General features: G+C 37.8%; 31 protein-coding genes and 1 pseudogene. 29 read left to right on the forward strand and 3 right to left on the reverse strand.

Annotated features, from left to right (window positions below; translation table 11 throughout):
- The first annotated feature begins 5 nt into the window (after positions 1–5).
- The 5 genes from ACLHDF_RS19085 to fbpA all read left to right on the forward strand — a co-directional run bounded on the left by ACLHDF_RS19085 (position 6) and on the right by fbpA (position 3014).
- A complete protein-coding gene (locus ACLHDF_RS19085) occupies positions 6–941 on the forward strand; it encodes a recombinase RecT (RefSeq protein ID WP_413920258.1) in 936 nt (311 codons plus the stop codon).
- Positions 942–1120: 179 nt separating this feature from the next.
- Positions 1121–1876, forward strand: a complete 756-nt coding sequence (locus ACLHDF_RS19090; RefSeq protein WP_413920259.1) for a DnaD domain-containing protein — start codon at positions 1121–1123, stop codon at positions 1874–1876.
- A 73-nt stretch (positions 1877–1949) separates the two neighbouring features.
- Positions 1950–2645: an ATP-binding protein IstB gene (locus ACLHDF_RS19095; RefSeq protein ID WP_413920260.1), complete on the forward strand. Its 696-nt coding sequence runs from the start codon at positions 1950–1952 to the stop codon at positions 2643–2645.
- A gap of 13 nt (positions 2646–2658) precedes the next feature.
- On the forward strand, positions 2659–2853 hold the full coding sequence (locus ACLHDF_RS19100; RefSeq protein ID WP_413920261.1) for a hypothetical protein: 195 nt from the start codon (positions 2659–2661) through the stop codon (positions 2851–2853).
- A gap of 17 nt (positions 2854–2870) precedes the next feature.
- The gene (gene fbpA / locus ACLHDF_RS19105; RefSeq protein WP_413920262.1) at positions 2871–3014 is read left to right on the forward strand and encodes a Fur-regulated basic protein FbpA; all 144 of its coding nucleotides are present in this window, start codon (positions 2871–2873) and stop codon (positions 3012–3014) included.
- 181 nt (positions 3015–3195) lie between these two features.
- Here the strand turns inward: fbpA and ACLHDF_RS19110 are convergent, their stop codons facing one another.
- On the reverse strand, positions 3196–3555 hold the full coding sequence (locus ACLHDF_RS19110; RefSeq protein WP_413920263.1) for a hypothetical protein: 360 nt from the start codon (positions 3553–3555) through the stop codon (positions 3196–3198).
- A gap of 805 nt (positions 3556–4360) precedes the next feature.
- Positions 4361–4900 (reverse strand): CBO0543 family protein, encoded by a 540-nt coding sequence (locus ACLHDF_RS19115; protein ID WP_413920264.1) that lies wholly within the window; start codon positions 4898–4900, stop codon positions 4361–4363.
- Positions 4901–5443: 543 nt separating this feature from the next.
- Between ACLHDF_RS19115 and ACLHDF_RS19120 the strand changes: the two genes are divergently transcribed.
- The 4 genes and pseudogenes from ACLHDF_RS19120 to ACLHDF_RS19135 all read left to right on the forward strand — a co-directional run bounded on the left by ACLHDF_RS19120 (position 5444) and on the right by ACLHDF_RS19135 (position 7178).
- Positions 5444–5620: a DUF3954 domain-containing protein gene (locus tag ACLHDF_RS19120; protein WP_413920265.1), complete on the forward strand. Its 177-nt coding sequence runs from the start codon at positions 5444–5446 to the stop codon at positions 5618–5620.
- Positions 5621–5963: 343 nt separating this feature from the next.
- Complete coding sequence (locus ACLHDF_RS19125; protein ID WP_413920266.1) at positions 5964–6095, forward strand: hypothetical protein; 132 nt, start codon at positions 5964–5966, stop codon at positions 6093–6095.
- Positions 6095–6477 (forward strand): annotated as a pseudogene (locus ACLHDF_RS19130) (ArpU family phage packaging/lysis transcriptional regulator). Before ACLHDF_RS19125 ends, ACLHDF_RS19130 begins: the two are co-directional and overlap by 1 nt.
- Before the next feature lie 464 nt (positions 6478–6941).
- Positions 6942–7178 carry a hypothetical protein gene (locus ACLHDF_RS19135; protein ID WP_413920267.1) on the forward strand — a complete coding sequence of 79 codons (237 nt, stop codon included), beginning with the start codon at positions 6942–6944 and terminating at the stop codon, positions 7176–7178.
- A gap of 297 nt (positions 7179–7475) precedes the next feature.
- Here the strand turns inward: ACLHDF_RS19135 and ACLHDF_RS19140 are convergent, their stop codons facing one another.
- Positions 7476–7754 carry a WGxxGxxG family protein gene (locus ACLHDF_RS19140; protein WP_413920268.1) on the reverse strand — a complete coding sequence of 93 codons (279 nt, stop codon included), beginning with the start codon at positions 7752–7754 and terminating at the stop codon, positions 7476–7478.
- A 182-nt stretch (positions 7755–7936) separates the two neighbouring features.
- On the opposite strand from ACLHDF_RS19140, the gene ACLHDF_RS19145 reads away from it, so the two are divergent.
- The 20 genes from ACLHDF_RS19145 to ACLHDF_RS19240 all read left to right on the forward strand — a co-directional run.
- Positions 7937–8575, forward strand: coding sequence for a terminase small subunit (locus tag ACLHDF_RS19145; RefSeq protein ID WP_413920269.1), 639 nt, complete (start codon positions 7937–7939; stop codon positions 8573–8575).
- Positions 8556–10019: a phage terminase large subunit gene (gene terL / locus ACLHDF_RS19150; RefSeq protein WP_413920270.1), complete on the forward strand. Its 1464-nt coding sequence runs from the start codon at positions 8556–8558 to the stop codon at positions 10017–10019. The genes ACLHDF_RS19145 and terL overlap by 20 nt, the downstream gene beginning before the upstream one ends.
- A 2-nt stretch (positions 10020–10021) precedes the next feature.
- Positions 10022–10225: a hypothetical protein gene (locus tag ACLHDF_RS19155; protein WP_413920271.1), complete on the forward strand. Its 204-nt coding sequence runs from the start codon at positions 10022–10024 to the stop codon at positions 10223–10225.
- Positions 10226–10254: 29 nt separating this feature from the next.
- Positions 10255–11589 carry an anti-CBASS protein Acb1 family protein gene (locus tag ACLHDF_RS19160; RefSeq protein ID WP_413920272.1) on the forward strand — a complete coding sequence of 445 codons (1335 nt, stop codon included), beginning with the start codon at positions 10255–10257 and terminating at the stop codon, positions 11587–11589.
- Between the two features lies 1 nt (position 11590).
- A complete protein-coding gene (locus ACLHDF_RS19165) occupies positions 11591–12370 on the forward strand; it encodes a minor capsid protein (protein WP_413920273.1) in 780 nt (259 codons plus the stop codon).
- Between the two features lie 146 nt (positions 12371–12516).
- Positions 12517–13245, forward strand: a complete 729-nt coding sequence (locus tag ACLHDF_RS19170) for a hypothetical protein (RefSeq protein ID WP_413920274.1) — start codon at positions 12517–12519, stop codon at positions 13243–13245.
- A 61-nt stretch (positions 13246–13306) separates the two neighbouring features.
- Entirely contained in the window at positions 13307–14389 is a 1083-nt protein-coding gene (locus ACLHDF_RS19175; RefSeq protein WP_413920275.1) for a DUF2213 domain-containing protein, read from the forward strand.
- A gap of 33 nt (positions 14390–14422) precedes the next feature.
- The gene (locus tag ACLHDF_RS19180) at positions 14423–14884 is read left to right on the forward strand and encodes a hypothetical protein (protein WP_413920276.1); all 462 of its coding nucleotides are present in this window, start codon (positions 14423–14425) and stop codon (positions 14882–14884) included.
- A 29-nt stretch (positions 14885–14913) separates the two neighbouring features.
- Entirely contained in the window at positions 14914–15813 is a 900-nt protein-coding gene (locus ACLHDF_RS19185) for a DUF2184 domain-containing protein (RefSeq protein WP_413920277.1), read from the forward strand.
- Positions 15813–16145 (forward strand): hypothetical protein, encoded by a 333-nt coding sequence (locus ACLHDF_RS19190; protein ID WP_413920278.1) that lies wholly within the window; start codon positions 15813–15815, stop codon positions 16143–16145. Before ACLHDF_RS19185 ends, ACLHDF_RS19190 begins: the two co-directional genes overlap by 1 nt.
- Positions 16146–16150: 5 nt before the next feature.
- Positions 16151–16495 carry a DUF4054 domain-containing protein gene (locus ACLHDF_RS19195; RefSeq protein ID WP_413920279.1) on the forward strand — a complete coding sequence of 115 codons (345 nt, stop codon included), beginning with the start codon at positions 16151–16153 and terminating at the stop codon, positions 16493–16495.
- Between the two features lies 1 nt (position 16496).
- Complete coding sequence (locus tag ACLHDF_RS19200) at positions 16497–17117, forward strand: hypothetical protein (protein WP_413920280.1); 621 nt, start codon at positions 16497–16499, stop codon at positions 17115–17117.
- Positions 17110–17475 carry a hypothetical protein gene (locus ACLHDF_RS19205; RefSeq protein ID WP_413920281.1) on the forward strand — a complete coding sequence of 122 codons (366 nt, stop codon included), beginning with the start codon at positions 17110–17112 and terminating at the stop codon, positions 17473–17475. Before ACLHDF_RS19200 ends, ACLHDF_RS19205 begins: the two co-directional genes overlap by 8 nt.
- Positions 17456–17941, forward strand: coding sequence for an LIC_12616 family protein (locus tag ACLHDF_RS19210; protein WP_413920282.1), 486 nt, complete (start codon positions 17456–17458; stop codon positions 17939–17941). The genes ACLHDF_RS19205 and ACLHDF_RS19210 overlap by 20 nt, the downstream gene beginning before the upstream one ends.
- A gap of 1 nt (position 17942) precedes the next feature.
- Positions 17943–18953, forward strand: a complete 1011-nt coding sequence (locus ACLHDF_RS19215; protein ID WP_413920283.1) for a DUF3383 family protein — start codon at positions 17943–17945, stop codon at positions 18951–18953.
- 15 nt (positions 18954–18968) lie between these two features.
- Positions 18969–19364, forward strand: coding sequence for a phage structural protein (locus ACLHDF_RS19220; protein ID WP_413920284.1), 396 nt, complete (start codon positions 18969–18971; stop codon positions 19362–19364).
- Between the two features lie 104 nt (positions 19365–19468).
- Positions 19469–19732 (forward strand): hypothetical protein, encoded by a 264-nt coding sequence (locus ACLHDF_RS19225; RefSeq protein ID WP_413920285.1) that lies wholly within the window; start codon positions 19469–19471, stop codon positions 19730–19732.
- A gap of 34 nt (positions 19733–19766) precedes the next feature.
- The gene (locus ACLHDF_RS19230; protein ID WP_413920286.1) at positions 19767–19913 is read left to right on the forward strand and encodes a hypothetical protein; all 147 of its coding nucleotides are present in this window, start codon (positions 19767–19769) and stop codon (positions 19911–19913) included.
- Positions 19914–19945: 32 nt separating this feature from the next.
- A complete protein-coding gene (locus ACLHDF_RS19235; RefSeq protein ID WP_413920287.1) occupies positions 19946–21997 on the forward strand; it encodes a hypothetical protein in 2052 nt (683 codons plus the stop codon).
- A 98-nt stretch (positions 21998–22095) separates the two neighbouring features.
- Positions 22096–22313: hypothetical protein (locus tag ACLHDF_RS19240; RefSeq protein WP_413920288.1), on the forward strand; the 218-nt coding region annotated here is incomplete at its 3' end.

Below are 22313 nucleotides of genomic sequence, written 5' to 3' on the forward strand. Positions count from 1 at the left end.
TAAAGTTGGCAACTAACAATTCAGTTAAAAATCAATTAGCGCAACGAAAAAACAACGTAGCAAAAACGGAGGACACAGGCTTTCAAGGTCAGCTAGTTACAATATTTAAACAACAATTTAAAGCAATTACTTCTATTGCACCAAAGCATGTAACTCCTGAGCGTTTAATACGTATCGGAATGAACGCAGCAAGTCGTAACCCTAAGTTAATGGAATGCTCTCCAGAATCAATTGTAGGAGCTGTAGTTAACTGTTCAGTACTTGGCGTTGAGCCCAATTTATTAGGACATGCTTACATTGTTCCTTTTTTCAATGGATCAACAAAACGTATGGAAGCTCAATTTCAATTAGGTTATCGAGGCCTTATTGATTTAGCTAGGCGTACAGGTGAAATTACAAGCGTATACGCTCATGAAGTATATGAGGGTGACGAGTTTGAATATAGCTATGGTTTAGATAAGGATTTAAAGCATAAGCCTATCGGTGAAGAAGATGAAAGTAAAATTACTCATTTTTACGCAGTGTACAAATTAAAAGATGGAGCATTTGACTTTATTGTAATGAGCCGTAAGCAGGTAGAAAAACATAGAGATCGATTTACAAAAAGCCAAAAAAACGGCAACGTATTTGGACCTTGGAAAGATCACTTTACTGAAATGGCTAAGAAAACAGTTCTTATCAAACTTTTAAAAACGGCTCCTATCTCAATTGAACAGCAAGAGACAAGAACAGTTATGGAAGGCTTACAATACGATAATTCTGTTAGCAAGGTCAAAGAAGGACAATTTGGTGATGGATTTATCGATGCTGAATATCAGGTTGAGGAAGATATGGGAAACTACCAATCTCAGCAAGAAGTACCAGGAGAAAAGCCAAGCGCCTTTGACTTTGGAGGAGAGGAAATTGATATCAAAGATGAGGATTTACCGTTTGATAAATGAGAGAAGAACACATAGCATTCCCTCACTGCTATAAATTTTTAGCGAAAAACAAAAAGCAATATGAAAGCTATATTCAAGGCTTCCTTAATCTATACCATCCGGATCTGAAAATGGTCAGGATTGAAAAGTACTATGTAATCAGCGTTAAGAAATAGCACCTAAAGGAGTGAGTACGGGGCATGAGTCAAGTAACAACGGGGTTTGTCATCCAGCCCCGGCTATCTTTCCAAAACAAACGTGATCAAGTGTTATATAACTTTTTTGTCAGTGAAGCAAATTTTGCATCAAATACTTACTGCGAACGTGGCCAGTTGAAAATAAGAGTTAAGGATTTAACAGATGTGTTTGGCCATACTGACAATATTCTTAGAGCTTGTATTAAAAGGTTAGTTGATGACGGATTCATCACAAAAAAGCGTTTAAAAGGTAGTGAGGGCTTGCTGATAACAGTTAATAACTACGACGAATATCAAACACTAGCAAGTTATCAAAAAAATAAAAATGAGGTTCCTGAAAATCTAAAGCAACCTACGATGGAAAAGAATAACGTTTTTACTTTTTTTGAGACAACTTTTGGGGGAGCTTTATCACCAAAAATGGCACAGGATATTGGCAACTGGGTAGATGATTTTAACGGAAATGAAGATGTTGTAATAGCAGCTATGAAACTAGCTATTAGGAAGAAGAAAGCCTTCTGGGGTTATGTCCAACCTATATTAGTCGATTGGCACAATAAAGGTGTCCATACCTTAGAAGATGTAAGGAATTTGCAGAACCAATCAAGGAGGGAGAAAAGTGATAAGCCTAAAGAAGTCATTGCAAACACTAGCCAAGGAGCGTCCGGAATTTCAGAAGAGACTCAACGACTTGAGAGAATTGCACAAGAAAAAGGACTTGTTACAGGGGAGATACGAGATACTTACGTCGATTTCTGAGGAATGTCCGTATCAAAAATGTGATGGGACAGGCCAGTATTTAGTGAAGGATTGGAAAGAAAGCAGGGAATTCATGAATCCTTGTCCTTGCCGATCTGATAACGCTGTGAAGAAGAAGCTGCTAAAAGCTCGTATTCCTGAAGAATTTGTACAAGCTACTATTTCATCCTTTGATATTAGCTTATACAAAAAGCAAAAAGAGAAAGAACGTGCAGCTATTGCTAAACGAGCGTCAGCTAACTTTGTCCAAAACTTTAACCAAATGCAAGGACAAGGAAAAGGATTGTATCTATACAGTGATACAAAAGGGTCAGGTAAAACAAGGCTAATGGCTAGTATTGTAAATGCTTTAACAGCAATCTATGACAAACCTGGTGAACCATTAAGTATATTATTCTCTCCAACAATTGATTTGCTTGATGATATTAAAAAGACTTTCAGTGATGACAGCAAGGTTAAGACGTCGGATCTGATCGAAACCATTAAAAGTGTAGATATTTTGGCTTTAGATGATATTGGGGTTGAAAAAGTAACAAGTTTCGTAGAAGAGAAGTTTTCTGGCATTATGGATTATCGCTTAACAAATAAAAAGATAACTCTGTTTACATCCAACCTTTCAATTGATGATCTAGATATCAAATACAAAGAAGGTCGTGTGAGTAGCCGTATTGAAAAGATGGCGTTTCCTATCTATATGCCAGATGAAAAGATACGAAGCTATTTAGCTCAGCAGGAAAACGAAGATTTGCAGTCGCTTTTATATAGATAAAGGGGGATTCACAGTGTGTGAATTATGTAATGGGAGAACAAGGGTTGAACTATTATCGGTCAGCATGATGGAGGTTCAACTTTGCTCGCACTGTATCCAAGAGGGTGCAGATGACATTAATTATTTCAATATTTCGATGAATTTATTTGAACAACGTATCACAGCTTTTGAACAACAACAAGAAATCCTACATAAACGAGCTGGATAAGGGATGGGAGGTACTAAATGGAGCTTAGAAAGCGCGTAGAGGAAAAAAGAAAGAGTTTAATCAACGCTCTTATTCAAAAAAATGTCTATAAAGATTCGAACGAACGGCAGCTTTACGAACTTACTTTAACTGAACGTGAGGATTTATATAGACGCGTATAGGAAGGTGACTTATTCGTGTTAGAGGTGGGAATGAAAATAGATGTGTTCAGTCAATTCATGAGGGGTTAAAAAGCAAGTAGAGGACGTGAAAGAGGATATATTTGAGGCTTTGAAGTCGGTTAAACCAATAAAATAAAAAGATAGCTCTTATTGAATAAAAAAGAGCTATCCATAAAACAAATTATTGTTTTTTGAGACTATTAAAATAATTTTCCATTTCTTGCAAAGATGAAGCTGTTTTGTAATAAAAGGTATTGTCTTCATACGTTAGTTCAAATTCAGGCCAAGGAAGAGACTCATATACTTCACACATTGAATTTCTAGAACCAGCCAATTTAAATTTAGCTCTATCAGGTTGGGTAATAGCTATATAGGCTAGTCCACTTTTACGACTTAAAGTTTGGAAAACAGAATATTTTTCTTGAGTTCCTAAGGTAACTAATTTAGCAGGATAGTAGACAACATCATTACAAGGTGTGGGTAAAGCAATTAAGTCTTTAACTAAAGCAGATGGAGTTAAACCTTTTGTTACTGTTACCATTATCATCACCTCTTCTATATTAGATAGACTAATTATTACTCAAAATGGTGAGTTTTACAAACTAAATAATAATTTGTAAAGATTTTAATAGAAGAGAAGACCATAAGGTAACAGTTTAGTAGAAATAAAAAGACGCCCTGCCGAGAGCATCTTGTCATGAGAAAAGGTCTTCTATAAAGCTTATGGTGATTGTCTATCATTTAGAACGCAAAAAAGCGCCCAACTAAGAGCGTTAAGTTTTCAAGTGGTGAAAAAAACGGGTCCATAAAGGATATTAGCAATATGTTCAGTTTAGAACATAAAAAAGACGCTCGGTCGGGAGCATCGTATGGGTAAAAATAAAGTTTACCATAAACGTCAGGAAAGTGGATATTTAATAACAAAAGATGCGGAAAAACCTTTGTTATAAGTTAGTAATTGTAATATATATTAAACCTACTACAATATATAAAACCATGAAACTTATAAAACATCCAAATGATCGTTTATTCTTAGTTCGTTTATTCATTATGTTACTCCTTGTGCTATGTATTAAGAATTACATTATATACGAACAATTTATGGAATGGTTTCAAAAAAATGAAAAAATGCCCTCGAAAGAGCATCCGACTAAATTACACCTAGGTAAATGGAGGTTTCCTATAATCATTAAAATATATGGTAAGTATGAATGGTTTAGAACATAAAAAAGACGCTCTACCAGGAGTGTCCGTATGACAAAAATGAAAATGGCATTATAAGGGACATGCTGGTAATTTATTGTCATTATTCTTCTTGTACGTATACAATAAATTCAATTTTTTTATTAGTATTGATTAAATTCTTTGCGCTTGCTTAGGTAATAAGCGATTAGAAAAATAATTAAAGTTATAGGAAATGAGTATATATATTTCCATTTTATAGGATCGTAAATACCCATAACTTTAAAAATAGGTAGAATAACAAAAGAACATACCGTTGAGAAAATGATTCCTTTTAAAAACGGATTAATTTTGGGCCTTATTTGCAAAACAAACATAACTGAAACTGGCAAAGCTGAGAGGCTCCAAGGCAGGTAATATGTAGTAAATGGGAAGACTTCGTAGTTATATTCCCATAAATGCGAAAAGTCACCAATTGAATCGAGAAAAGAGGAAATAATACTAACAAAAAAGCCAGCGTATAGAAAGCGGTCGGTGCTGCCTCTTTTTCGAAATAAAAGCCAAAGAATTATTGGGAGGAAAAGCAGGACAACACCTAGCCACCATTGCCAAGTAAATAGTGAATAATCCATCCAAAGTTGAATTTTGTCGTTATGTAAATGATCCTCTCTTTCAAAGTAATGATTAAAAGTTTTGGTCTGCATTAAGAATACTCCTTTTGATTCGTTGGTAAAGACATTTGGAATTATTAGTCGATATTAAGTATTAACTAAACCAAAAACTTTTAGTCTAAGAGTAAAAAGGTATTTGTCTAAGTGGAATGAAGTTTGTAAAAGGCGGTCTTATTGCATACAGCTTGTTGGGAGATCCTAATGCTTCGATTCCAACGCCATACTTGTGTATGATGACTTAGCTTTTGATCGGTCCTATGTAGGGATAAATAAAGAAGACCAAAAGTAAAATTACCTTTGGCTAAGTCAGTACTATGACTGACAAGTACAAGTAGCATTATTAAAAAATGGAAGGTTGTGTATAGGATTAGTTACACATAAGTAGTATATGTAGCATGCAAGTGAATGCCTGGGCATTCTGTGTGAAAATAAAAAAGACGCTCAGCCAAGAGCGTCTTTACAGGTAAAATAATTTTATAAAAGGTAGTTTCATTATACACTAAGTGGAACAAAAAAAGGCCAGGAACATCTTCCCAGTAAACCTAATGAAATTATAACATGAGGAGGTGTTTTCTGGTGAGTGAAGATAGAAAATATATCGCTGAAATAGATTTGATGAACAATAAAAAAATGTACGTAGTGAAAGACGGGCAGTTAATTGAACATGAGCTGCCTGATTACGGAGAAGTTGTTGTAACGATGATTAGTGGAAAAACCGCATTTATTGATACAAAGATTAAAAGAAAGATTTAAGGAGATGCCTCTGACGGGATTCGAACCCGCACTCCTTTCGTAAGCATAGGCTAGGGGAGAACACGCTTCCCTACGGCTTTTCACCGGCTAGGAATTTCACCTGCCTCAGCTAATTTGCTTTTCGGTGCTTCTGAAACCCTTGCCTTGCGACCCGGTGGCTACAATTGTTTTCCGGCGCTCTTCCCTTCTAAAGCTACAGAGGCATGTTTTTACCAATTATATGAAGGGAAAGTGATTTTATCAACAAGTTTTTTAATATCTAAGCCTTAACGGAAAAACCGAGGGCACTGAGTAAGCAATAGCTTATTTGGTGTCCTTTTTATTTTGTAAGGGGGAAATTACGATGAAAGTGAAAGTGGAGAAAGATTATTGCAAACGGTGTGTATGGCAGCAAAACGGATTCTGTATGTTCCAGCGTTGTGTTAAAGGATATGGATTTGTAGCAGATAAGCCAATTAAAAAGGGGGCTAAATGATGGGAGCAGAGCAATTAACATTACTTGAGCCAGTAGATGAAAAGTTAGTTCGTCAAACCGTTATAAGAGAATTAAAGAACTATAGAGCTTTAAAGGTACAGCTGGCAAATAAAAAGAGAGAGAGGAAGCAGGCGTGGTCGGCCTGTTCCCTGTTCTTCGAAAAGAAGATAACCTAGCTGAATTGAAAGTGAAACAAATTGAACGCGCGCTTCAACATTCACTAGATGAAGTTGAGCGCGAAATTATTCAAATCAAGTACCTAGAATCAAAGCAGACAAAGGATATTAATATCTATATGGATTTAGGGCTGAAAAAAGAAAAGTATTATGAGAAGAAAGGTGCTGCCATTTTAAACATTGCTACTTCGCTAGGTATCATCTAATCCCTCATATATTTCCGACAAAAACCCGACAAAATCCAGAGAAAAAAGGGTCCATTTTGGGGGCCTTTTTATTTTTCTATGAAAGGTAAGATTTTCTTATAAGCAATAGTAAATTGCTTGTGGGAGAAGCGCCTTTCCCTTATCAAGACGTACTCGGGTGTATCGAATGACTATGAAGATTGCCGGCTGAAATTACGGGGAACAATTGGAGTCTAGCTGTATTGCGTACGATAGCCACGGGGTAGTGAAGTGTGCAAGTCCTTCACGAAACTACTGTCTGTCATTTTATGTACAGCAACCGTTACTCCAATCCTAGCCGCCTCCCGGGTGATTGATAAAGGACGGGTTTAATTTAATTAAGCAATTAGCATAATGGGGTGTTAAAAAGCTTTTAAATCTACTTTTTCAAGAAATATATCATACTTTCATCCGATATTATAGGTGGAAAGTAGGTGTATTTGAAAATGGATATAAGATTTAATTTTAAAGTGCTAAGTGTAATTGAGGAACAAGGATTTAAATGCTACGTCGTGCAATGCTCATCTCAAAAATTCAGGCGTATTATCAAGGCTCACTATGACGGAAGTGTATATATTCCAGATTATCAACAACAGTTAGCAGCTATGCCTGAATTAAATAGAACGGTTCTTGATATTCAACTAGCAAGTTTCATATTAAAAAAAGAAAAACGTAAAGTATAGTAAATTTCACATTGGAGCATGCTATGAATGGTCGGCACTCCCTTTGCTGACGAATCGTTTCTCCTTTCAAAAATGAGTTGATAAAAAACATCCTCCTGTGTAGGGTGTTTTTTATTTTTGTGAGGTATAATTTCTATGAAAATAATACATCATAGAATATGTTAGCTAACTCCTTTCAGCTGGCGAAGTTTACATTATGCATTGCTATGTCTAATAAAAAGCACCCCGATTTATCAGGGTGCTTTTTATTTTAGTAATGTGAAAAATAGGTAGGTAATACATGGATTTCATTCTACATTAACGAATTTTTTCATCTCGCTCTCTTCTTCTAAGACCGAGAAGACCTACTAAACCTAATAGTCCAAGTAACTCCCAAGGAGTGTCATTGTTATCGGCAGTATCTGTTGCTGTAGTTACATTTCGAGTGTTTACGTCATCATTATAATTGACTCTATCAATATTAGTATCGTTATTATAATCAGCTCTATCCATATTGTGATCAACAGCGTGAACAGGTGTGTTCAGAGACGTTACACTTAAAACTAAAGCAAACAATATAAAGAACAATTTTTTCATATGGTTTCCTCCTTTCGTTAAATAAGCGATTCAATGAGTAATATTTGTCACTTTATTAAGAATTATTCCTATTGAGGTCAATGGGGATGAGTCACAGTACCTTCCTTATTTATTTAAGTAGAACTTATAGTTAACCCATAACAGTAAACCAAAGGTGAACTAACGGAGGCGGTGATGATGTAGTGAAACTTACACCCAAACAAAAACGATTTGTGGAAGAGTATTTAGTCGACCTAAACGCTACTCAAGCTGCTATACGTGCTGGGTACAGTGAAAAGACTGCTGAAGCTATCGGACATGAGAACCTAAGAAAACCTAAGATAAAAATGTTTATTGACGAAGCATTAAAGTCGCGTGCTCATCGTGCTGAAATTAGCGCAGATAAGGTTTTGCAAGAGTTAGCAGCAATAGCCTTCGCTAACGCAACAGACGTTGTCAGCGTCAAAGATGTGGAATATATCAATGGTTATAAATGGATGCTTGACGGTGAAGAAGTGGAGAGGAATGACTATACTCCAAGCAGTGAAGAGTATGAGCGTATGGAACGTGTTCCTGTTATGGGAATTCGCCAGGACGTTTTTATCCAAGAAACAGAAGCCTTAAATGCTTTTCAAAAGAAAGCAATCTCTGGAATGAAGGAAACGAAGTATGGTATCGAGATTAAGTTCCACGATAAGGTGCGTGCCATTGAACTACTGGGAAAACATTTAGGTCTGTTCACTGATAAGGTGGAGCATAGTGGTACGGTTACGAATCAAAATGTAGATATGTCTGCTCTTGGTCTTGAGGAGTTGAGAAAACTTGCCAAACTTAACGAGTGAACAACGTAGATTAATAGCTCAGCTTGCTCAAAAAGAATTGGCAAGACGTTCATACAAGGATTATGTTGAATATGTTCATCACGGGCAATATACACATTTTAGACATACTGAACTAATATGCAACGAACTTCAGCCTATTGTTGAGGGGGAACAGCGCTTTATCATTATTGAAATGCCCCCTCGACACGGTAAATCGATGACGGTTACAGAAACGTTCCCGTCTTTTTTTATTGCCAAAAATCCTAATAAGCGTGTCATAACAGCTGCTTATTCTGATGGGTTAGCAACCAAGTTTGGTCGAGTGAACAGGAATAAATTTAAAGAGTTTGCTCCTACTTTATTTGATATACGAATATCAGACTCTAACTCTGCCACTAAAAACTGGGGAGTTGAAGGGCATACAGGCGGCATGATTGCAACGGGTATTGGAGGTTCCATTACAGGTCAAGGTGCTGACTTAATGATTATCGATGACCCTATTAAGAACGCAAAGGAAGCTGCTTCTCAAACAATTCGAGACAACATATGGGATGAGTGGGAAAGTACGTTATCCACTCGTTTACATAATGGAGCGTCTGTTATTGTCATCATGACTAGATGGCATGATGACGATATTATTGGCCGCTTATTGGATAGAAGCCCACGTAACTGGGTTAGGTTGCGTTTACCTGCTATTGCAGAGGATGAAGATGATCTACTTGGCCGTGAAATTGGTGAGGCATTATGTCCAGAGTTAGGGTTTGATGAACAGTGGGCAGAGAATAAAAAGTCTGAGGTTGGTTCACGTACCTGGGCATCTTTATTTCAACAGCGTCCATCACCTGCAGGCGGTAGCATCTTTAGTAAACACTGGTGGAAGTTCTATGTACCTACTGAAGAAATAAGAGCTAAATTAAAGCTTCCTAAAGAGGTAGCTGTTCTTCCTAAAATGTTAGATAAACAGGTCCAATCATGGGACTGTACGTTTAAAGATAGCAGTGCCTCTGACTTTGTTGTTGGGCAAGTATGGGGCAAGCGACAGGCTAACTCTTATCTACTTGATCAAATACGTGATCGTTTGAATCTACCTGAAACAATGAAAGCCATTCGTAATATGACAGCAAAATGGCCCAATGTTAAAGCTAAATATGTTGAGGATAAAGCGAATGGTCCTGCTGTTATTCAAATGCTACAGGATGAAATAAGTGGTTTAATTCCTGTTAATCCGGAGGGTGGGAAAGAAGTACGGGCCAATGCTGTTTCTCCTGAAGTAGAATCAGGCAACGTATATTTACCACATCCGTCCTATGCACCTTGGGTTAATGAGCTGATTGATGAAGCAACAGCATTCCCAAATGGTAAGCATGATGATATGGTCGATAGTTTAACGCAAGCATTAGTTAAGTTACAGGCATTTAAGAGTAATCCTTTAGATCGCTATAAAAAACTCTTAGGGGGAAATTGATAATGGCTGAAAAAGTAAATGGAAAAGTAACAAATGTTGAAATGGAAATGATGATCGATGATTTAATTGCCAAACTGCCTTATGTAATAAAAAGCAATGCAGCAGGAGCGAAAGTACTAAAAGCTAAATATGACAGTCTGAAAGAGGCTGGATTCACCGATGAGCAAGCGATGGAGATTGTGAAGACAAGACCTCTTTATGAATGATGTCACTTTTGTAGGAAGGTGGTGAGTAAGTGAGTGTAATTGAGCAAGCCAAACAGTTTCGTAATGACTTTATGCAAGCTCCTGGCAAGGGAAATAGTAGAGATGCATTAACCCGACAAACACCAGGGCTAAGACGTGTATTAACTAATCAAGATTTAACACGGTTATATGCGGATAATCGTATTATTCAAAACGTCATTGATATTCCAGCAGAAGATATAACGCGAAGCTGGTTCACTTTACGAATGAAAGATGAAAAGTTACAGCGTGATATTATGAGCAAGCTTGCTGATCTTAATGCGAGGGAAGCTTTTAGAAAGATGCGTTCATATGAGCGATTACGCGGTGATGGCTTTATCTCTTTAGGTGTTACTCAAAAGAATCCATTCGAACTAAGTGACCCTATAAAAGAAAAAGACTTAATGCGTATCGACTATATCCACGCATTCAGTGGGATGAAGGTGTACGAATTTTTATTGAATGAAGATATGTTCAACCCTAAATATGGCCAAGTGGAGTCGTTCCAGTTAAACCGTCGTTCTCGTATAGGGGAAGAAATTGCCGGGCCTACTCAAGATCGTGTACATGCTTCTCGTGTTATCCATGATCAAACAAGAAGGTTAGAGGATGAATACAGAGGGCAACCATTATTGGAACCCTTATATGACATCATCACAGTTCTTGATACGTCCCTTTGGTCAGTTGGTCAGATGCTATATGACTTTACTTTCAAGGTCTATAAATCAGCTGATATTGAGGGGATGGGCAAAGAAGATAAACGAGAATTAAGTACACTGATGGATTTTATGTTTCGAACTGAAGCTCTTGCTCTTATCGGAAAAGATGAGGAGTTAACGAAACAGAGTACTGTTACCACAGGTATAAAGGATTTACTTGATTATGTATGGGATATGCTTGCAGGTGCAGCGCGAATGCCTAAAACAGTTATTAAAGGGCAGGAAGCAGGTACTATCACAGGAGCTCAATATGATGTCATGAACTATTATTCTCGTATTGCCGCGCAGCAAGAGAATGAATTAAAGCCTCACATTGAGCGCCTTATTCGTTTACTATTGCTATGCTCTGATGAACTGGGAGGAACAATTAATCCTGACTCGGTGGAGTGGGAGATTAAGTTTAATCCATTATGGAATGTTGACTCAAAAACAGATGCTGAGATTCGCAAATTAACTGCTGAAACAGATAACATTTACATTGTTAATGGTGTTCATACATCTGATGAAGTACGAGAAGCACGCTTTGGTCAATTCGGTTTAACGAATGAAACTAAGTACAGTGGTGACGATGCTGATTGGGAACGAATGGCTAAAGAAGTTTACACAGCTTATAAGGAGAGTCAGTGATATGGCTAGGATAGTTCCTCCTACACGTTTCCCTGACAGCGTAGCAGTCTCATACAGCCGTTCTATTAATAAGTTAGTATCTGAGTTAGGTAAAGTCACTTTAAGCGTCTACGACGAGCAAATAACGCCTCAGATTAAACTGCAAAAGAGTAGGGGTGACAATTCTTTCTACAAGTTAGATGCTCCACTCGATGTTATTCAACGAGCTGTGGATGTAATCAAAGGATTATCACTAGGCATTTTTAATTCTAGCGTTATACAGGAAACAGCCAGTAAGTTTGTTAACTCTCTGAACTTATTTAATAAGAATAATATTAGCAACCAAGGCAAGGTGAAGGGAATTGACCCCACCGTTAGTGAGCCGTGGTTAGAGTCGTTTATGAAAACATCAATAAGCGAGAATGCCAGCTATATTACTAACATTAAGGATGGGTACCTGGCTAACATTGAGAGCATCATTTACCAAGGCGTGAAGAATGGTAGTAGCGCAAAAAAGGTGAGAGATCAGTTAGTTGAGCGTGTCGGAATGTCCAGGAAGAGGGCTGAGTTTATTGCTGTTGATCAAACAGGGTCTATACTCGGTCAAATGACTGCAAGGCGTCATAAGGAAATGGGTGTATCGAAGTTCAAATGGCTAACATCCAATGATGAAAAGGTACGAAAAACACACAGAGATTTAAGTAATAGAGTTTTCTCTTATGCAGATCCACCAAAAGTGGGTTTACCTGGTGAAGATTACCGATGTCGTTGTGTTGCTATTCCAGTATTTGATGAGGAGTGAAATGCATTTAACTTTATTTTCTAAAAATATAGTAAAGTTGGTTTTTAAATGGGATAATCTTCATAAAACATATAGCTCGATGAGTTGATGCAACTAATTTTATGTTAAATATAGGTTCATTAACCTGAAGGCGGAGAGGAACTTTTATGAAATTATCTTTTGTTTGTATGGATTGTGTAAGAGAAAATGATTTGAATAACCATAATTTTATTGAGCTAGATATTCAAGATGGTGGAATTTACAGATCAGTTTGCAGTAAAGGACATAAAGTAACTAATACACTACAAAATGAACAATTTGAAGTGTTGTTTGAAATGGGTGCTTTAGCTTTACTAGATGGATATTCACGAGAGTCTGTTTCAAGTTTTGCTAGCGCGTTAGAGCGTTTCTATGAGTATTCAATTAAAGTACTATTATTACAAAAAGGAATAAATTATGAAGAAATTAAGAAGACATGGAAAATGGTTGCTAGACAGTCTGAACGACAATTGGGAGCCTTTTATTTTCTTTACTTAAATGAATTTAAAGAAGTGCCACCTAAACTTCCGGACAAATGTACTACTTTTAGGAATGACGTTATTCATAAAGGGTACATACCAAAGAGACAAGAAGTTATTAGCTACGCTACAGAAGTTTATAACTATATAAATTTAATATCCAAGACACTAAGATCAGAATGCAGAGAGCATATTATGACGCCTTTTAGTTATAGACAAAAAGAACTAATGGAGAAAGAGGTTATAGGGACTTTGCAGAGTCAAGTTGTTCCTACAATGATAGATATGGCACTTGATGATGAACTATTTGGAAAAGAACCGTTTGAACAAGCACTTGAAGATTTAAAAAGGCGTATAGGCCTAGGATTTGTTAGATAAATTAATTAAGCTAAAAGACCGAATTTATCGGTCTTTTTTTATTGAGAGGGGGTGATAATGTGTGAAGCATGAGCGTTATGATCGTACATTTATAAAAGACTATAACGAAACAACTGAAGGGTACCTGACTGTTCGAGCACCTATTACTCGCCCAGGAGTATTCCCATACATGCGACAAGATGGTTTGGTACAACTTGAAGCTAAGCTTCCTGAGGAAATTTTCAGCGACCGTACTATGTATTCAGCACATGCAAAGCCTGTAACAGATGATCATCCAAGTGAACCTGTTACTTTACAGAACTATAACACGTATGCCAAGGGATTAACGCACAATGATGCGAGAGTAGAAGATTTTAAACTCTATATCTCATTTACTGTGACGGATGCTGGATTAATTCAAAAGATTAAGGACGGCAAACGTGAAATTAGCCTTGGTTTTTTAGCCGATGTGGTACCAGAAAAGGGTACATACGACGGTAAACAATATGATTTTGTTCAACGAAATACTGAAGTTAATCATGTTGCGATTGTTGATGAAGGGCGTGTGGGTCCAGAAGTATCCATTCGTGGTGATTCAGCAGCCTATCAAATTGATTCAAGCGAAGGAAAAGGAGATGTTAATATGGCCAAGTATACAATCGATGGCAAGGAGTATGAAGTAGATTCAACTGTTAAATCTTTTCTAGAAGCACAAAAAGCACGCTTAGATGCAGCTAACCTACAAGTGAAGAGTGCAGACGCACTTCAAGGGCGTTATGATGCATTAGAAGTGGAACTGCAGAATACTAAAAATGAATTAAAACAAGCGAAAGAAAATAATTTATCTGCTGATGAATTAGATGCAAAAGTACAGTCTCGTGTTGAGTTAATCAGTGGTGCAACAACATTCCTTGGAGATTCTTTTGATTTTAAAGGTAAATCAGAGCGTGAAATCAAAGAAGCAGTTATTCAAAAAGCAAAACCTGACTTTAAAGGCGACGGTAAATCAGATGATTATATCGACGCCTTTTTTGATGCAACTTTAGGACGTGCTAAGCAAGAGGGTTTTTCCTCGACTGGTAACAATCATATGTTTACTGGTGACGGTAGTTCATCTAATAAGCAGATTGAAGAGATGAAAAACAAGCGCCTAAACATGAAATAAAACATCAAAATATGAAAATAGGAGGCTATATAGATGGCTATTACAAGTTATGACAAATATATGCCGGCAGCAGGCGGTAAAGGTAAGCTTGCTAATTATCAAGATTATAGTGCAGATACAAAAGCAGCAGCTGAAGATATTCCTTACGGAGTTGCTGTTCAATTAGGCATAGATGGAGAAACTATTACACGCGTTAAGGCTGGCGGTAAACCTTATGGTGTTTCATTAGCTCAAGAAATTCATGATTGGGTATTAAAAGCTGATGATCAAAAGTATTTAAAATACGATCCTGTTGCTGCAGTCCGCAAAGGTGTCATTTGGGTGCAGGTTGATGAAGATGTAGTGATTGGTGACGGTGTGGTTGTAGATCCTACTACAAGCAATTTCCGTCCAGCTGATACAGCAACATCTGGAGTCATTGCATTCCCTTCAGCAGCGTTCAAGTCAAGCGCCCAAGCAGGTGGCTTAGTACAGCTTGAAATCAATTTACCTTAAAAACTAGTAAGAATGAGGAGTGAACAAGAATGTCCCAATATAGAGCAGACGGTGTTATTCGTCCGATTGATTTAGAGTCCATTGATAATAAGATTTATGAAGCAAAGAAAGAGGAGCTAAAAGCTCGTACCATTTTTAATGTGAAGACTGATGTACCTGCCGGTGCGGAAACATACAGCTATGATGTTATCAAGCGCTCTGGTGCTGCTAAAGTATTAGCCCCAGGTGCAGAAGATATTCCATTAGTAGATGCTGACATGGAGCGCCATACAGAAAAAATCTATTCTGTTGCTGCTGCTTTTCGAGTGTCTGTTCAAGAGTTACGCCAGGCACAAATGGCAGGTCAACCTATCGAAACAACGAAAGCTGATACAGCACGTAAGGCCATTGCTGAAAAAGAGAATCGTATCGTATGGATAGGAGACGCTAAACACAATATTCTTGGTGTAACAAATGCAGAGGGAATCCAAACAATTGCAATTGACCAAAACAAAGCTGGTACTTCAACTAAGTGGGCTGATAAAACAGGTAAGGAGATTGTGACTGATTTACGTAAAGCCCGTTCTGCAGTCAATCGTTTACCCGGACACAATGCAGATACACTTGTTGTTACGCCTGACATGATGGAAGAGCTTGAGAAAGAGTACAATGAATATACAAATCAAACAGTTCTGCAGTACTTACGTAGCCAAAATTGGTTCAGTCGTATTGAATTTACATCTGATATTGAGGGGCAAGGTCAAGGCGGTACAGATTGTTTCTTAGTATTCGATAGCTCACCAGATGTAATTGAAGTCCTTATTCCAATGGACATTATGCGTCATCCGGAAGAATACAAGTTTCCTAACTATAAAATTCCGTTAGAAGAGCGTACAGGTGGCGCGATTGTACGTTATCCAATGGCAATTGTACGAGGAGATGGTGCTTGATGTTAGTACAAAACAAAGGAAAATACGTTCGTCATGCTGCTGGTGTTATGTTAGTTCCTGGAGCGAACCAGCTTGCTCCTACTGATTGGAAGAAGTTCAGCGCGCATCCTTTAATAAAAGATTTAGTGGAAGACGAAGAGATTGTAGCTCATGAATCTGCTAAAACAACAAAGGATTTGAATGCAAATGAAGCAATTGAGTTAGTGAAAGACACGTTCTCACTTTCTTTATTAGAAGAGTGGAAGGCTACAGAGAAGCGTAGCACAGTTCTCGCTGCTATCACTGAACAAAGTAACTTAATTGTAAATGGTTCAGGAGAAGAAACGGAATAAGGTAGGTGATTGATTTGAAAGCAACACCTGAAATCATTCAAAAGACTGCTGAACATTTAGCTAGTATGTCTCCAGACGTACTGCAAATCTTTATTGATGACGCAACCCTTGAGGTAGAGGATCTAGATGTGTCAGAGGACAACAAACAGCGCTTAATTCGCTATTACGCCACTCATTTGGCTACTATAAAGGCTCAAACAGTAAAAAGAAAGAAGTTAGATGTTATGGAGACCGAATATAACGTCTCAAATACTGCTGTAGGGCTTGAATCTACACCATATGGACAAGAATATTCGAGACTCTTAAAAAAGCTTACAAAGCGAAATAGTATCAATCTAACGGTGATTTAACATGGCTAGACAAAAAGGCTTTGTAAAAATGACCGTTAAAAATGATAATTTCGATAAGTTAATCAAAGCTTTAGAGGATCTTGATAAATACTCAGTAGAAGTTGGTATCTTTGCTTCTGACGATTCGTTCTATGCCATGATTGCAAATGTACATGAATATGGAATAACTATTAAGCCTAAGAAGCAGTTTCTAACTATCCCTACAAAAGAGGCAGATGGTCGTAAAGCTTCGGACATTCCCGGTTTATTTAAGCCAAAAGGTAAAAATATATTAGCCGTTCAAGATGGCGACAATTTAAAAGTCATGTTCATTCTTGTTAAGAGCGTCACCATTCCGGAACGCTCTTTTGTACGTTCAACATTTGATGAAAAGAATGATGAATGGGTGCAGTTTATGGAGCGCTTAATCGATAAGATGCTAGCATTTGAAATTGATGCAAAGACTTTATTTGAGCGAGTCGGGGCAAAGGCAGCTGCTGATATCCAAGAGAAGATTACTACCTTACGTTCTCCTGGGAATAGTCCTATAACTATGGAGAATAAAGGCTCATCTAATCCTTTAATTGACACTGGCGGTCTTCGTGCCCGTGTAACTTGGAGGGTGGTAGAAAGAAATGCCTGAGATTATTAGTTTTAAAGAAATGGTTGTGGAAAATGGTGTTCCTTTTTTGACAATTGTTGAACAAGAGGGCGGTTATTACAACGATGCAGGAGATTGGGTACCTGGTGGAAGTCCTCAGCCTGAAAATAGATTCGGCGTTATTCTTCCTTTATCAGAAGATGACCTTCGATATTCAGAGAGTGGTACTTATAACGTAAAAGACCGTAAAGTCTATACAATCGAAGCTCTTAATCCAGGGCAGAAAATCGAATATAAAGGCATCCCTTACACTGTGCAGAACTTTAAGGACTTCACAGATTATACGGATGTCTTTATTTATTTAGCAAGGTGGGCAGGTCATGAACATAGCAGTAATTAAAGAAATGATTGCTCAAATTAAAGTAGGGACGGGCATTCAAATCATTAAAAGTAATACGATAAATAAACCTCCCCCTTTACCTTATGGTGTATATAACATTACTTCTCCTTACATCAAGGGAAGAGGTCGTGGTGCGCTAGTTGACTATGCTGAGAATGGTGTGTCTTATCAAAAACGTATTGAACAATATAAATTCACCATATCCTTTAGTTTTTATGCTGGAGATATTGAAACCACTATGGAAAATGCATTTAAAGTCCATCAGTGGTTTTTATTTATGGGGCAAGAATTTATTCGAAACAAAAACTTGGCAGTTGTTGAGGTGGGGAATATTCAAGATCGTACAACATTTCTTGTTGAACATTATGAATATAAACATGGATTCGATGTTCATTTTCGTGCAACTGACGAACAGATCCGTGAGCTAAGCGAAACAATTGAAACTATTAATTTAGGAGGTATTTAAAATGGCATTACAAGATGTTATTGTCACGATTGATTTAGTAAAGCCGTCCGGTTTGGTCGGTGGACTAGGTAAGCCACTTATTGTTACACAAAAGACAGGTGAAAGTAAGTACAAAACATACAGTGATATTTCAGATGTATCACCTGACTTCGAAACAACGACGGAAGCTTACAAAAAAGCTGCTGCTATTTTTGCTCAACCTAATCGCCCAGCTACTTTAGCAATTGCAACATATGATTCTGCAGGTACTGGAGTAACGACAGCTGCTGCAGCAGTAGAAAAGTATTATGACGGGGATTGGTTTTTTGTTGTAACAGCAGGCTTAGAGCTGACAGATGAAATTGCTGTTGCTGATTATGTGGAAGGAAAGAGCTTTAAATTTTATTCAGTAAAAACAGTTGATGTAGAAAGCCGCAATGCTTTTAAAACAAAGAATTATAAACGTGTTATTGACTTTTATCATCCAACACCAGGTGAACATCCAGATGCTGCTTTGGTTGGAGAGTTAGGAAGTCAGCAAGTGGGCGAGAATACATGGAAGTTTAAAACATTAACAGGTATTACACCTATTGATATTAATGCAGCTGAATTAGCAACCATTCATGAAGATGGAGCTATTGCTTATGTTACAAAAACTGGTGTTGGTCAAACAAGTGAAGGATTTACTGTAAGTGGTGAATTTATTGACTTATTACACGGGCAGGCATGGGTAAAAGCGAACATGGAAAGCTCTATTCAAGGCATTCTCATGAATAATAAGAGAGTGACAATGGATGGACGTGGTATTGCTTTACTTGATAGTGCTGCTACTACTGTTTTGCAACAAGCATTCAATCAAGGTATTATTGCCGCAGATGTAGAGGGGAACCCGGTTTATACTGTATCAACGCTATCTGCAGATGAGATTCCGGATGATGAAAGAGCGCAGCGTATTTATAATGGCTTATCGTTCTCTTACCAGCAATCTGGTGGTATCCATAGTGCAAATGTTAAAGGGCAAATTTTAGTTTAAGGGGGATATTAATAAATGCGTACTTATGATGCTAATAATGCTTCATTCATTGCTAACGGTGTATATATTACAGGTTTTGATGAAGGTTCTATGATGAAAGCAGAAAAAGATGAGGATTCTTTTTCAACAAAAGTTTCTGCGATAGGAGAAGTCATTATTTCTGAAATGAATAACAAGCTTGGAACAGTCACAGTCACATTATCTCAAACTTCGCCTTCGCTTCAAACATTAATGCAGCTAGCCAATTCTAAAAAGCCCTTTCCAGTCTGGGTTATTTACAATGACGGATCATTTAAAGAACGTGCTGGTGGAACTCAAGCTCGTATTGTAAAGAAGCCAGGTAAAGAATATGATGCTGAAGCTGGTGGGAGAGAGTTTCAATTTAAAGTCTTCGACTATGTAGAAGAGTGATGTAATTGAAAAAGGCTAAATTAAATAAAAAGAATACCAATATCACCAGGCAGTCCAATAGGGCTGCCTTATTACATTTATACGTAAAAGGAGAGAAATTTAAAATGGCAGGTAAATTAGGAAAAACAAAAACAGTAACAATTTCAGGTATAGATTACACATTACAACATCCAGGAACGGAAGCGTGGTTAGACATTCAGGATCGTATTCAAGTAGGTAATGGTGTGACTTCGAACAAACAGATGGCAAAAGAAGTGTTCACTCATGTAGTAGTAGAGCCTCGAGTGAATTTTGCTTACTTCGATGAGCACGATGGAATGGAAGAATTGTTAAACGAGTCTATTACCTTTCTTAGAACTGGAAAATAAGGGGAAAACTCCTAACCTTCTAAAAAAAGAAGTTATGGAAAACTGGGCATTCTGGCGACCTATTGTAGAGCGAGTACTTAGCTACGAAGAGGCTCGCCAGATGTCTTATTATCAGCTTCAGCAAGTCAATACAGCATTAGATATTTTAATCACTAAGAAGAATGAAGCGAACAAGGTCTAACAGCTGAAAAGAATAAAGAAAGGAGGTAAAACATGAGCCTGCGCGATTTGGATGTAAAAATTCAGCCCAGTGTCAACTTAGCCCCTGTTATAGAGCTTAATCAATATTTAAACGAGACAGTTCGAGCCTTTCAACAAACTGATGATGCTACGAGAGAATGGCATGAGTCAATGCAACGATCTAATCAACAATTGACTCAAACGTATAGACAAGGTAACCATGCTAACCAAGTGTTGGGTGAAGCTAATCAACAAATGCAGCAAATGGGTCGAAATACGAACCAGGCTAATAATCAGATGCAGCAGATGAATCAGAGCACAAATCAAGCTAGTAAACACACACAGAGAATGGGAGAAAACACTAGCAAAGCTAATCAACAAATGCAGCAAATGAATAGTCAAATGAACACCAATAGGCGGTCTATTCAAAGAATGATTGATGAGTCTCAAGCACTTAATAATCAATTAGGGCGCCAAAGCGATGTTATTCGCACCTTAGCAAGCACGAGTGGAAGTAGTGCAACTCGCTTAGCACAGGACTGGCAAGGCATGAGTGAAGAGATGCGTAAGTCACTTATTCGTAACCACAATGAGTTGCTTAAATATCGTCAACAAATCATGAATACAGAGCATGATATGTACAAGTTAGGTCCTCAGATGGGCAAATACACGGGAACTAATAAAGAGTTTATGGACGAAATTCATAAACTTGGAAAAGAACATAAAAAGGCTACTGATCAAATGATTAATAATAACGTAGCTATGCGTCAAAGTATTATTCAACAAGTGGCAACAATGTCTGCCATGAGTGGTCAAAGTGAAAAAACCGCTAAGAATTACGACCGTATGGGCAATTCATTATTACGTGTCAACAATCCATTACTTTCTGTCACTTCTAATTTGTCACGCTTGGCAAGGGAAAGTAGTTCTGCTTCTTTAGCTCTTCAGATGCTTGGGCCTAACGCTAGTATGAAAGAGCTCCAAGATATGATTGGCATGATCACCCAAGGTGTTATGCGTATGCAGTCTGTAGCAATGGTTACATCTGTTGCATGGGCTGGATTTACAGCTATTTTAGCGAATGCAGCAAAAGGACCCGACGTCGGAGAGAATTTAGCTGCTCAAGCTAACGCATGGGCAGACTATCGAGATGCTGTAAAGAATCGAACACAGGAAATTGTAGATACCTGGGGGCTTTTCGAGAAGGTTCAGTTAGAAAAGACCAGTCCACAAAAGCTCTTATCTAACCTTCAAGGTCAAGTCAAGGTCATGCAAGATTGGTCTAAAAACCTTAACTCCCTTGCTAGCAAAGGAGTAGATGAAGGATTTATTGCTAGTCTACGTAAGATGGGACCAGAAGCTGCTTCACAGATAGCTGCCTTAAATCAAATGTCTCAGCCTCAGCTAAATAAATATGTGGACTTGTGGAGACAGAAGCACCAACTAGCAAGACAAGCAGCTACCACTGAGTTAGAAAAGTTAAAGCAGGAAACTCAGTTAAAAGTCAAAGGGTTACAGGACTCTTTAACTCCTCTTGGGGTATCTCTATATAATTTCAAAAATACCTGGGCTAGTGCAGTTGCGCCTTTCGTAGCATTTTGGGGGACAATAGCTGCCAAAATTGTTGATGTTGGTACCATGATTGGTGGATTCATCAATAAACTAAATGAAATTAACCCGTGGATCACTAAGTTAGCTGGTATGTTTCTATACTTAGTTGCTACATTTGCTCTTATTTTAACTCCTCTTGCAGCAGGTATAGGATATATCATGGGCTTAAAAGCAGCATTTGCAGCAGCGTGGGTATTTATTGGTCCATTAGTGGAAGGCCTAGCTGCTATGATGGGTACTGTAGTGATAGTTTCCGCCGCCGTTATCGCCTTTGGTGCAGCACTTTACTTATTGTGGACACGCTCTGAAACATTCAGAAATGCAGTTATCAGGGATTTTTGTCTCCTTATATTAATCAGGCCTTATCTGCCGTGGTTAGTTTTGGACAGTCAAAACTTGCTCAACTCCGCTCTTTCTGGGACAGCAACGGTCAACAAATTCTACAGGCAGCTAAAAATATTTTTTCAGGAATAACTACCGCTGTACGCGTGGCGATGTCTATTATTACTCCGATACTTTCTGTGGTTTGGCCGTTTTTGGTGGGCATAATCCAGGGAGCATGGCGCAACATTATGGGGATAATAGATGGGGCCCTAAAAATTATTATGGGACTGGTCAAGGTTTTTGCAGGTTTGTTCACTGGTGATTTTTCTAAAATGTGGGAAGGTCTGAAACAAATCTTTTTTGGGGCAATCCAATTAATCTGGAACTATATAAATTTAATGTTTGTTGGTCGAATTTTAGGTGTGTTCCGTGGATTTGGTGGATTACTACGTGGGATTGTAACAGG

Source organism: Priestia megaterium (assembly GCF_046599315.1).
GTDB classification, from domain to species: Bacteria; Bacillota; Bacilli; order Bacillales; family Bacillaceae_H; genus Priestia; species Priestia megaterium_F.